The sequence below is a fragment of the Streptomyces pathocidini genome (assembly GCF_001418495.1).
In the GTDB taxonomy this organism is placed as follows: domain Bacteria; phylum Actinomycetota; class Actinomycetes; order Streptomycetales; family Streptomycetaceae; genus Streptomyces; species Streptomyces pathocidini.
Genome location: NZ_LIQY01000542.1, coordinates 1 through 11141, shown reverse-complemented (window position 1 = coordinate 11141; position 11141 = coordinate 1). Strand labels below are relative to the sequence as shown.

Annotated in this window: 9 protein-coding genes and 2 pseudogenes; 2 read left to right on the top strand and 9 right to left on the bottom strand. The window is 72.7% G+C overall.

Annotated features, from left to right (window positions below; all coding sequences use genetic code 11):
- The 3 genes from AOK16_RS22275 to AOK16_RS22265 all read right to left on the bottom strand — a co-directional run.
- A partial coding sequence (locus AOK16_RS22275) for an aldo/keto reductase (RefSeq protein ID WP_055473952.1) occupies window positions 1-793 on the bottom strand: 793 nt, incomplete at its 3' end.
- Window positions 794-849: 56 nt separating this feature from the next.
- Complete coding sequence (gene argH, locus AOK16_RS22270; RefSeq protein ID WP_055473951.1) at window positions 850-2280, bottom strand: argininosuccinate lyase; 1431 nt, start codon at window positions 2278-2280, stop codon at window positions 850-852.
- Between the two features lie 85 nt (window positions 2281-2365).
- Window positions 2366-3559: an argininosuccinate synthase gene (locus tag AOK16_RS22265; RefSeq protein ID WP_055473950.1), complete on the bottom strand. Its 1194-nt coding sequence runs from the start codon at window positions 3557-3559 to the stop codon at window positions 2366-2368.
- Between the two features lie 161 nt (window positions 3560-3720).
- Between AOK16_RS22265 and AOK16_RS22260 the strand changes: the two are divergent.
- Window positions 3721-4279: pseudogene (locus AOK16_RS22260) on the top strand (pyridoxamine 5'-phosphate oxidase family protein).
- Between the two features lie 130 nt (window positions 4280-4409).
- Here AOK16_RS22260 and AOK16_RS22255 read toward each other — a convergent pair.
- From AOK16_RS22255 to argC, 5 genes and pseudogenes are all read right to left on the bottom strand, one after another.
- Window positions 4410-4967, bottom strand: coding sequence for an arginine repressor (locus AOK16_RS22255; protein WP_055473949.1), 558 nt, complete (start codon window positions 4965-4967; stop codon window positions 4410-4412).
- Between the two features lie 5 nt (window positions 4968-4972).
- Window positions 4973-6166 carry an acetylornithine transaminase gene (locus AOK16_RS22250; protein ID WP_055473948.1) on the bottom strand — a complete coding sequence of 398 codons (1194 nt, stop codon included), beginning with the start codon at window positions 6164-6166 and terminating at the stop codon, window positions 4973-4975.
- Window positions 6167-6234: 68 nt separating this feature from the next.
- A pseudogene (argB, locus tag AOK16_RS22245) lies at window positions 6235-7161 on the bottom strand (acetylglutamate kinase); the annotation flags it as partial.
- Window positions 7158-8309, bottom strand: a complete 1152-nt coding sequence (argJ, locus tag AOK16_RS22240; RefSeq protein ID WP_055473947.1) for a bifunctional glutamate N-acetyltransferase/amino-acid acetyltransferase ArgJ — start codon at window positions 8307-8309, stop codon at window positions 7158-7160. The gene argJ and the pseudogene argB, both read right to left, overlap by 4 nt.
- A 112-nt stretch (window positions 8310-8421) precedes the next feature.
- Window positions 8422-9453, bottom strand: a complete 1032-nt coding sequence (gene argC, locus AOK16_RS22235; protein ID WP_055473946.1) for an N-acetyl-gamma-glutamyl-phosphate reductase — start codon at window positions 9451-9453, stop codon at window positions 8422-8424.
- Between the two features lie 173 nt (window positions 9454-9626).
- Between argC and AOK16_RS22230 the strand changes: the two genes are divergently transcribed.
- On the top strand, window positions 9627-10235 hold the full coding sequence (locus tag AOK16_RS22230; RefSeq protein WP_055473945.1) for a GOLPH3/VPS74 family protein: 609 nt from the start codon (window positions 9627-9629) through the stop codon (window positions 10233-10235).
- Window positions 10236-10408: 173 nt separating this feature from the next.
- On the opposite strand, the gene AOK16_RS22225 is transcribed toward AOK16_RS22230, so the two are convergent.
- On the bottom strand, window positions 10409-11141 hold a 733-nt coding region (locus tag AOK16_RS22225; protein ID WP_157859308.1), incomplete at its 5' end, for a class I SAM-dependent methyltransferase.

The following is an 11141-nucleotide window of genomic DNA, read 5'->3' as shown; positions in this document are numbered from 1 at the left end:
CCACCGCCAGGGCGACCGCGTCGCAGCCGAAGCCGGTCTCCTCGGCGACCTCCCTCAGGGCCGGGGGCGCCTCGGCCCCGGCCAGGCGCCCGTTGGCCACGGCCTCCTTGACGAGCACGGTCAGTCCGGCCTCGTGCGCCTCGGCCAGCGCCTCGGCCGCCGAGGTCTCCAGCAGGTTGTAGGTGCTCTGCACCGTGCGGAACAGCCGCTCCCCGTCGACCTCGACGCCGAGCGCGGCCCGGATCGCGTCCGCCTGGCCCGGCCCGCTCGTGGACAGGCCGATGCTCACGCCCTCGGCCGCGAGCCGCGCCAGCCGGGCGTGCAGGGCGGTGTCGGTGAGGGCCGGGCTGTCGGGGGTCACGGAGTGGATCTGGTAGAGGTCCAGCCGGTCGCCGAGCAGCTCCCGCGTCTCCGCGCTCTGCCGGTCGAAGGTCTCGGCGCTGTGGTCCTTGGCCTCGTGGACCTCGGCGTCGGTGCGCCAGTCGGCGGTGTACGTGTAGCCCCACTTGCTGCCGATCACCACGTCCCGGACGTCGGGCCGGGCGCGCAGCCAGTCGGCGAGGAACTCCTCCGACCGGCCGTAGGAGCGGGCCGCGTCCACGTACCGCACGCCCTGCGCGTAGGCCGCGTCGAGCAGTTCGTGCGCGCGCTCGCGCATCGCCTCGACCGTGCGATCGGCCGGCAGGTCGCGCTCCCGGCCGAGGTTGATGTAGCCGGGCCTGCCGACGGCGGCGAGGCCGAGTCCGATGTGGGCGGTGGGAGTGGTGGCGGTGGCCAGGCGGGCGAAGGGCATCGGGGTGCTCCCTGCGCTGGGGGTACGGGTGGGGCCCGGCCACCGTACTGCGAAGGTCAGCCCTTCGCGCCCGCCCACGCCCGCTGGGCGGCCAAGTCGGACCTGACCTCGGCGAGTTGGACGGCCACCGCGGACGGGGCCGTGCCGCCCCGGCCGCTGCGCGAGGCGAGCGCGCCGGGAACGTCGAGCACGGTCCGGACCTCGGGCGTCAGATGCGGGGAGATCTTCGCGAACTGCTCGTCCGTCAACTGGTCCAGCTCGATCCCGTGCGCCTCGCACTCCTTGACGCACTCCCCCGCCACCTCGTGCGCCACCCGGAACGGCACGCCCTGCTTGACGAGCCACTCCGCGATGTCGGTGGCGAGCGAGAACCCGGCCGGGGCCAGCTCCTCCATCCGCTCGCGGTTGACGGTCAGCGTGGCCATCATCCCGGTGAACGCCGGGAGCAGGACCTCCAGTTGGTCGCAGGAGTCGAAGACCGGCTCCTTGTCCTCCTGGAGGTCGCGGTTGTACGCGAGCGGGAGCGCCTTCAGCGTCGCCAGCAGGCCGGTCAGATTGCCGATGAGCCGGCCGGACTTGCCGCGGGCCAGCTCCGCGATGTCCGGGTTCTTCTTCTGCGGCATGATCGACGAGCCGGTGGAGAAGGCGTCGTGGAGGGTCACGAAGGAGAACTCCTTCGTGTTCCAGATGATGACCTCCTCGGCGATCCGGGACAGGTCGATCCCGATCATCGCCGTGATGAAGGCGAACTCGGCGGCGAAGTCGCGCGAGGCCGTGCCGTCGATCGAGTTGCCGGAGGAGCCGCGCTCGAAGCCGAGGTCGGCGGCGACGGCCTCGGGGTCGAGCCCGAGGGAGGACCCGGCCAGCGCGCCCGAGCCGTACGGGGAGACGGCCGTCCGCTCGTCCCACTGCCGCAGCCGCTCGGCGTCCCGGCCCAACGCCTGGACGTGGGCGAGCACATGGTGGGCGAAGAGGACGGGCTGGGCGTGCTGGAGGTGGGTGCGCCCCGGCATGGCGACGCCCGAGTGGGCCTCGGCCAGCCCGACCAGCGCTTCCTGGAGGTCGGCGAGCAGCCCGCCGACGATGCGGGCGTGGTCCCGCAGGTACATCCGGAACAGCGTCGCGACCTGGTCGTTGCGCGAGCGCCCGGCCCGCAGCTTGCCGCCCAGCTCGGGCCCGAGCCGCTCCAGCAGGCCGCGCTCCAGGGCGGTGTGCACGTCCTCGTCGGCGACGGTGCCGGTGAACGAGCCATCGGCGACGTCGGCCTCGAGCCGGTCGAGCCCGGCGAGCATGCGCTCCAGCTCGTCGGCGGTGAGCAGCCCGGCCTGGTGGAGCACGCGCGCGTGGGCGCGCGATCCGGCGATGTCGTACGGCGCGAGCCGCCAGTCGAAGTGGACGGACGCGGACAGCTTGGCCAGGGCCTCGGCGGGCCCGTCGGCGAACCGCCCGCCCCACAGCCGGACGTCGCCGGAGTTGCCGTTGCTCACCGTGTTGCTCCTCGGGGTGTGGATGTGCGGCCGCCCCCTCACCGTATGCGGCAAGGAGGCGGCTGAGCGTACGTCGGGTCGGTGTCTACGCCAGGTCGCGCTTGGCGGCGATCTTGCTGGACAGCCCGAAGATGTCGATGAAGCCCTGCGCCTTGGACTGGTCGAAGGTGTCGCCCGTGTCGTAGGTCGCGAGGTTGAAGTCGTAGAGCGACTCCTGCGAGCGCCGGCCGGTGACGACGGCCCGGCCGCCGTGCAGGGTCATGCGGATGTCGCCGGAGACGTGCGCGTTGGCCTCGTTGATGAAGCCGTCGAGGGCGCGCTTCAGCGGGGAGAACCACAGGCCGTCGTAGACGAGCTCGCCCCAGCGCTGCTCGACCTGCCGCTTGTAGCGGGCGAGTTCGCGCTCGACGGTGACGTTCTCCAGCTCCTGGTGCGCGGCGATCAGCGCGATCGCGCCCGGCGCCTCGTACACCTCGCGGGACTTGATGCCCACGAGCCGGTCCTCGACCATGTCGATCCGGCCGACGCCCTGGGCCCCGGCCCGCTCGTTGAGCTGCTGGATCGCCTGGAGGACGGTGACGGGCTTGCCATCGATGGCCACCGGGACGCCCTGCTTGAAGGTGATGACCACCTCGTCGGCCGCGCGGGGGGTGGCCGGGTTCTGGGTGTACTCGTAGACGTCCTCGATCGGGGAGTTCCAGATGTCCTCCAGGAAGCCGGTCTCCACCGCCCGCCCGAAGACGTTCTGGTCGATGGAGTACGGGGACTTCTTGGTGGTGGCGATCGGGAGCCGCTTCTCCTCGCAGAAGGCGATGGCCTTGTCCCGGGTCATCGCGTAGTCCCGGACGGGGGCGATGCACTTGAGGTCGGGGGCGAGGGAGGCGATACCGGCCTCGAACCGCACCTGGTCGTTGCCCTTGCCGGTGCAGCCGTGGGCGACGGTGGTCGCGCCGTGCTTCTTCGCGGCGGCGACGAGGTGCTTGACGATGGTGGGCCGCGACAGGGCCGAGACCAGCGGGTAGCGGTCCATGTACAGGGCGTTGGCCTTGATCGCCGGGAGGCAGTACTCGTCCGCGAACTCGTCCTTGGCGTCGGCGACCTCGGCCTCGACGGCACCGCAGGCGAGCGCGCGCTTGCGGATGACGTCCAGGTCCTCGCCGCCCTGGCCGACGTCCACGGCAACGGCGATGACCTCGGCGCCCGTCTCCTCGGCGATCCAGCCGATGGCGACGGAGGTGTCCAGGCCGCCCGAGTAGGCGAGTACGACGCGCTCGGTCACGGGGTTCTCCTTACGGTGCCTTCGCTTGCAGGTATAACTATGCACTTCCCCGTATGTTTTGTCAACGCGGGGCGCGAGGCGGCGGCCGATGGGTGAGACGGGGCTCCTCGGAAGACCGTGCCTGCCCGGATAATCCGGGCAGGGGAAAGGTCTATGAACGCATCGACGGCAGGGTTCGGCGGTTTATCGAGGGGCAGCCGGTGTTCTTCACGGCCACCGCGCCGCTGTCCGGGGACGGGCATGTGAACCTGTCGCCCAAGGGGCGGGGCCGGGTCGCTGGTGGTGCTCGACGAGGCGACCGTCGCCTACCTGGACTTCGGCGGAAGCGGGGCGGAGACCATCGCCCACCTCCGAGAGAACGGGCGGATCACCCTGATGTGGTGCGCATTCGACGGGCCGCCGACGATCCTGCGGGTGCACGGGCGGGGCGAGCCGGTGTTCCGCGACGATCCCCGCTGGGCCGAGCTGATCCCGCACTTCGCCGCGGCCGACGGGCCCAGCGCGCGGGCGATCATCGTGGTGCGCGCCGAACGGATCGGCGACAGCTGCGGGTTCGCCGTCCCCTTCATGGACTACCGCGAGGAACGGACGCTGCACGCCGAGCACTTCGGCCGCAAGACGGACGAGGAGTTCGCCGCGTACTGCGAGTCGGGACATGTGGGAGTCAGCCTCGACGGCCTGCCGGCCCTTCCGCTGCCGCTGCCGCCGCGAACGGCGTAGACCCGGCCCGGGGCCACACTTCACGCGGCGGTGGCTGCCACTGCTGCCACTGCCGCGGCTGCGGCTGTGGTGGGGTCCGGTGGCCTTCGTGCTGGCGCGCGTCGCGGACACTACGATCCGAGCCGGACGGCTACCTCGCCTTCTGGGCCAGGCGCAGCAAGTGGTCCGCCAGAGCCTGGCCGCCGTCCGGGGCGCGGCTGATGAGGAGGAGGGTGTCGTCGCCGGCGATGGTGCCGATGATCTCGTGCACCTCCGCCGTGTCGATGGCCGAGGCCAGGAACTGGGCCGCGCCCGGCGGCGTGCGCAGTACGACGAGGTTGGCCGACGCCTCGGCGGAGATGAGGAGTTCGCCCGCGAGCCGTGCGAGCCGCGCCTCGCTCGCCGACTCCCCCAGCGGCGCCCGCGGCGTACGGTCCCCGCCCTCGCTCGGCACCGCGTAGATCAACTCCCCCGCGGAGTTGCGGATCTTGACGGCGCCGAGCTCGTCGAGATCGCGCGAGAGCGTGGCCTGGGTGACCGAGAGCCCGTCGTCCGCCAGCAGCTTGGCCAGCTGGCTCTGCGAGCGCACCGGCTGCCGGCCGAGGATGTCCACGATCCGGCGGTGCCGGGCGGTACGGGTCTGCGGCAGGGCCGGTCCGCCCGCCGCGTCGCCGCGCTCGCTGTGCCGGTCGCCCTGGGCCTCGCTCATCGTCGTCATTCTCCGGATCGTCGGTCCCCGTCTGCGGCGTCGAGGACTGCCGGGAACGCCCGGAGGAACGCGTCCACCTCGCCGTCGCCGACGATCAGCGGAGGGGCGAGGCGCACCACGTCGGGCGCGACCGCGTTCACCAGGAGACCGGCTTCCTGAGCCGCCCGCTGCACGTGAGGTGCGGCGGACTCGGTGAGCACGATACCCAGCAGCAGCCCCGCGCCACGGACGTGGTCGACCAGCGGGTGGCCCGTCCCCTCGATCCCGGACCGCAGCCGCTCCCCCGCGCGCTTGACGTGGTCGAGGATCCCGTCGTCCCGGATCGTGTCGAGCACGGCGAGCGCGGCGGCGCAGGCCACCGGGTTGCCGCCGAACGTCGAACCGTGCTGACCCGGCGTCAGCAGGTCGGCGGCGGGCCCGAAGGCGACCGTCGCGCCGATCGGCAGACCGCCGCCGAGCCCTTTGGCCAGGGTGACCACATCGGGTTCGACGCCCTGCGCCTGGTGCTCGAACCAGTGGCCCGTACGCCCGATCCCGGTCTGGATCTCGTCCAGTACGAGAAGGGTGCCGGTGGCCCGGGTGATCTCGCGGGCCGCGGCCAGGTAGCCCTTGGGCGGCACGACCACGCCGTTCTCGCCCTGCACGGGTTCGAGCACAACGAGCGCGGTGTCGGTGGTGACGGCCGCCCGCAGCGCGTCGGCGTCCCCGTACGGCACGTGGGTCACCTCGCCGGGCAGCGGCCGGAACGGCTCCTGCTTGCCGGGCTGGCCGGTGAGGGCGAGGGCGCCCATGGTGCGGCCGTGGAAGCCGCCCCGGGCGGCGACCATGTGCGGGCGGCCGGTGCGGCGGCCGAGCTTGAAGGCCGCTTCGACCGCCTCCGCGCCCGAGTTGGCGAAGTAGACCAGCCCGGGCCGGCCGAACAGCTCGATCAGCCGCTCGGCGAGGGCCACCGGGGGCTCGGCGACGAACAGGTTCGACACGTGCCCGAGGGTCGCGATCTGGTCGGTCACGGCGCGGACGACGGCCGGGTGGGCGTGGCCGAGGGAGTTGACGGCGATGCCGCCGACGAAGTCCGCGTACTCCCTGCCGTCCGCGTCCCAGACCCTCGCGCCCTCGCCGCGGACCAGCGGCAGCGGCGGCGTGCCGTAGTTGTCCATCAGCGCGCTCTGCCAGCGCCGGGTCAGTTCCTGGTTGGTCATGCGTTCCCTCCCTCTCCCCCGCCGACCGGGGCTTCCCCGCCGACCGGGGCTCCCTCGGCGACCGGGATTCCCTCGGCGGCGGGCTCCTGCGCGGCGTCCGCGTCCTGAGCGGCGTCCGGCACGACCATCGTGCCGATGCCCTCGTCGGTGAAGATCTCCAGCAGGATCGAGTGCTGCACCCGCCCGTCGATGACGCGCGCGGTGTTGACCCCGTTGCGCACCGCGTGGAGGCAGCCCTCCATCTTCGGGACCATTCCGCTGGCCAGTTCGGGCAGCAGCTTCTCCAACTCGCTCGCGGTCAGGCGCGAGATGACGTCCTCGCTGTCGGGCCAGTCCTCGTAGAGCCCCTCGACGTCGGTGAGGACCATCAGCGTCTCGGCGCCCAGCGCGGCGGCCAGCGCGGCGGCCGCGGTGTCGGCGTTGATGTTGTAGACGTGGCCGTCGTCGGCGCTGCGGGCGATGGAGGAGACGACCGGGATCCGGCCGTCGTCCAGCAGCGCCTGGATGGCGCCCGCGTCGACCTCGGTGATCTCGCCGACCCGGCCGATGTCCACGCTCTCGCCGTCGATCCGGGCGTAGCGCTTGACCGCGGTCAGGGTGTGCGCGTCCTCGCCGGTCAGGCCGACGGCGAACGGGCCGTGCTGGTTGAGCAGCCCGACCAGCTCGCGCTGGACCTGCCCGGCGAGCACCATCCGTACGACGTCCATCGCCTCGGGCGTGGTGACGCGCAGCCCGGCCTTGAACTCCGTGACCAGGCCCAGCTTGTCGAAGTGGGCGCTGATCTGCGGGCCGCCGCCGTGCACGACGACCGGCTTGAGGCCGGCGTGCCGCAGGAAGACCACGTCCTGGGCGAAGGCGGCCTTCAACTCCTCGTCCACCATGGCGTTCCCGCCGAACTTGATGACCACCGTCCTGCCGTGGTGGCGGGTCAGCCAGGGCAGCGCCTCGATGAGGGTCTGTGCCTTGGGCAGGGCGGTGTGCTTGCGGGCCGTCATGACGAGTACGCGCTGTTCTCGTGGACGTAGTCCGCGGTCAGGTCGTTGGTCCAGACGACCGCGGACTCCTCGCCCGCGGCGAGGTCGGCGGTGATACGGACCTCGCGGTAGCGCATGTCGACCAGCTCCCGGTCCTCCCCGACCGAGCCGTTCCTGCACACCCACACGCCGTTGATGGCCACGTTCAGCCGGTCCGGTTCGAAGGCGGCGGAGGTGGTGCCGATCGCGGAGAGCACCCGGCCCCAGTTGGGGTCCTCGCCGTGGATGGCGCACTTGAGGAGGTTGTTGCGGGCGATGGAGCGGCCGACATCCACGGCGTCGTCCTCGCTCGCCGCGCCCACGACCTCGACGCGGATGTCCTTGGAGGCGCCCTCGGCGTCGCCGACGAGCTGGCGGGCCAGCTCGGCGCACACCTCGGTGACCGCGTCCGCGAACTCCTCGTACGCCGGGGTGGTTCCGGCCGCGCCGGAGGCCAGCAGCAGCACGGTGTCGTTGGTCGACATGCAGCCGTCGGAGTCGACCCGCTCGAAGGTCGTACGGGTCGCGGCCCTCAGTGCCTTGTCGAGCTCGGGGGCGCCGAGGTCGGCGTCGGTGGTGAGGACGACGAGCATGGTGGCCAGGCCGGGAGCGAGCATGCCCGCGCCCTTGGCCATGCCGCCGACCGTCCAGCCGTCCCGCTCCACGACGGCCGTCTTGTGCACCGAGTCGGTGGTCTTGATGGCGATGGCGGCCTTCTCGCCGCCGTGCGCGGAGAGTTCGGCGGCGGCCTTCTCGACGCCCGGCAGCAGCCTGTCCATGGGCAGCCGGATCCCGATCAGCCCGGTCGAGGCCACGGCGATCTCGGCCGCGCCCTCGCCGAGCACGTCGGCGGCCTTCTCGGCGGTCCTGTGGGTGTCCTGGAAGCCGAGTGGGCCCGTACAGGCGTTGGCGCCACCGGAGTTGAGGACCACGGCGGCGATCTGCCCGCCCTTGAGGACCTGCTCGGACCACAGGACGGGGGCGGCCTTGACGCGGTTGGCGGTGAAGACGCCCGCGGCGGCGCGGCGCGGCCCGGTGTTGACGACGAGCGCGAGGTCGGGGTTGCCGTTCTCCTTGATCCCGGCGGCGATGCCGGAAGCGGTGAATCCCTTTGCTGCCGTGACACTCACTGCATCTCCTTGTTCGCTCCGCCGCGCCAGCGGCTGATGTCACTGTCGCCCGCGCAGCGCAGCGGTGCGGCTTTCGTCGTCGTCTGCGGCCGAGCGGCTGCGCGTGCGTCGCTCACGGTGCGACTCCGATCGTGGTGAGCCCGGTCTCCTCGGGGAGCCCGAGGGCGAGGTTCATGCTCTGCACCGCGCCGCCGGCGGTGCCCTTGGTCAGGTTGTCGATGGCGCTGATCGCCACGACGCGGCCGGCGGCCTCGTCGTACGCGACCTGGATCAGGGCGGCGTTCGATCCGTACACGGCGGCGGTGGACGGCCACTGGCCCTCGGGCAGCAGGCGGGTGAACGGCTCGGCGGCCAGCGCCTTCTCGTACGCCTCGCGTACCCCGGCGGCCGTCGTGCCCGGCCTCGCCTTGGCCGTGCAGGTGGCGAGGATGCCGCGGGGCATGGGGGCGAGGGTGGGCGTGAAGGAGACGGTGACCGGCTCGCCCGCGACGGCGCCGAGGTTCTGGACCATCTCGGGGGTGTGCCGGTGGACGCCGCCCACGCCGTACGGGCTCATGGAGCCCATGACCTCGCTGCCCAGCAGGTGCGGCTGGGGGGACTTGCCCGCGCCCGAGGTGCCGGAGGCCGCGACGACCACGGCCTCCGGCTCGACGAGCCCGGCCGCGTACGCCGGGAAGAGCGCGAGCGAGACGGCCGTCGGGTAGCAGCCGGGGACCGCGATGCGCCGGGCCCCGCGCAGCGCGTCGCGGGCCCCCGGCAGTTCGGGCAGGCCGTACGGCCAGGTGCCCGCGTGCGGGGAGCCGTAGAACTTCTCCCAGTCCCCCGCGTCCCGCAGCCGGAAGTCGGCCCCGCAGTCCAGTACGAGCGCGTCCTCGCCGAGCGCCTCGGCGACCGCCGCGGACTGGCCGTGCGGAAGCGCGAGGAAGACCACGTCGTGCCCGGCGAGCGCCTCGGCCGTGGTGGGTTCGAGGACCCGGTCGGCGAGTGGGAGGAGGTGCGGCTGGAGCGCGCCGAGCCGCTGACCCGCATTTGAGTTCCCGGTCAGGGCGCCGATCTCGACGTCCGGGTGCGCGAGCAGCAGCCGCAGCACCTCACCGCCCGCGTATCCACTCGCCCCGGCCACTGCCGCCCGTACCGCCGCCATCGATACCTCCTCGCCGATGGCATGACTATACGAAGCGCAGCACTTTTATGCAATAGGGATGGCCGAGTCGCCGGGCCACCGCGGTGAGATGCGGTGGCCACCCCCGCTCCGTAGGCTCGTAACCGGGAGATCCGGACCGCGGACCCTGGACGCCTCTCGACGGGGAGCCGCTCATGACCGCAGCGCGGGATCTGTTGCATGTCGCCATGGACACGGCGGACCACGGCCCCGTGGAGCGGGGCGACCTGTCGCTCGCGCTCGCGGGGGCCGAGATGATCGACCTCCTCGGCGCCGAGGCCGCCGGCCTGGAGGACGACCGCGTCGTGCCGGGCCACCGGCCGACCGGCGCCGATCCGCTGCTGGAGGAGGCCGCGGCCTCGCTGGTTCGCGAGACGCCGCAGGAGTCGGTCGGCGACTGGCTCTGGCGCAGGGGGCGGAACCTGTCCGCCGCCTACACGAACGCCCTGGAGGAAGAAGGGCAGTTCACTCGACGGCGCCATCGCGGGAGGCCCTTCCAGACCGGCGAGTTGGTGCCGGTCGACACGCCCGCCCACCGCGAGGCCGTGGAGCGCTGGACCTCGGGCGAGCCCGTCCTCGACGCCCTGACGGCCGCCCTCGGGATCCGCGGCAAGGAGACGGCGGCCTCCCCGGACGTGGAGAACGACGCGGTAGCGACCGTACTGGCCGCCGTCAACGACGCGCTGCTGGAACTGGAGGCCTACAAGCAGCGGCGAGCCGTCGAACAGGCCGCCTTCGACAACATCTGGCGGGGCGACTGGTGACGGCGGCAACGGTCACGGGCGCCCCGGCGCCGTGACCCGGCTCCCCGACCGGCCATGCGGGCGCCGCCCCCGGCTTCCCGCGAGCGCACGGCCGGACAGGCCCAGGCTCAGCGGGAGAAGTAGGACCGGCTTGCCCTCGCCCCCCGCCTCCTCGCCTCCTCGCCCCCGCACGGTCAGCGCTTGACGGCGCGCAGGACGACGAACTTCGGGTCGCTCGCGACCAGTTCGCAGTTGCCGAACAGGCGGCGCAGCCGCACGTGGTAGCCGAGGTGGCGGTTGCCGATGACCCACAGCTCGCCGCCGGGGCGCAGCGCGGCGCGCGCCCCGGCGAACATGCGCCGGGCGGTCGCGTCGGTGGTCGCCTGGTGGCTGTGGAACGGCGGGTTGTTCAGGACGAGGTCCACCGATCCGGTGGGGAGGTCCGACAGCCCGTCGCCCACCAGGAATTCGGCCCTGCTGTCCGCGTTGGCGCGGAAGGTCGCCTCGGCGGAGGCGACCGCCTGGTACGACTCGTCCACGAACAGCACCTCGGCCTCCGGATCGGCCAGGGCCGCGGCCGTGCCGACCACCCCGTTCCCGCAGCCCAGGTCCACGATGCGCGCGGGGCCGCCGGGTTCGGGGAGGTGGCGGAGGAAGAACCGGGTGCCGATGTCGAGGCGCTCGGCGCAGAAGATGCCCGCGTGGTTGACGACGGTCCGGCCGGACATGGGCCCGATGCCGTCGGGCAGCGCGTAGCGGTACGGCCAGGGGCTGGGCGTGCGGGTGAGCCCGGGGTCGGGCGCGCAGAAGATGAGCCGGGCCTTCTTCACGGCCAGGGACGTACGGGTCGGGCCGAGGATCTCCTCGAAGAGGTCGAGCGTCGAGGTGTGGATCTCCTTCACCATGCCGGCGCCGACGACGACCGTG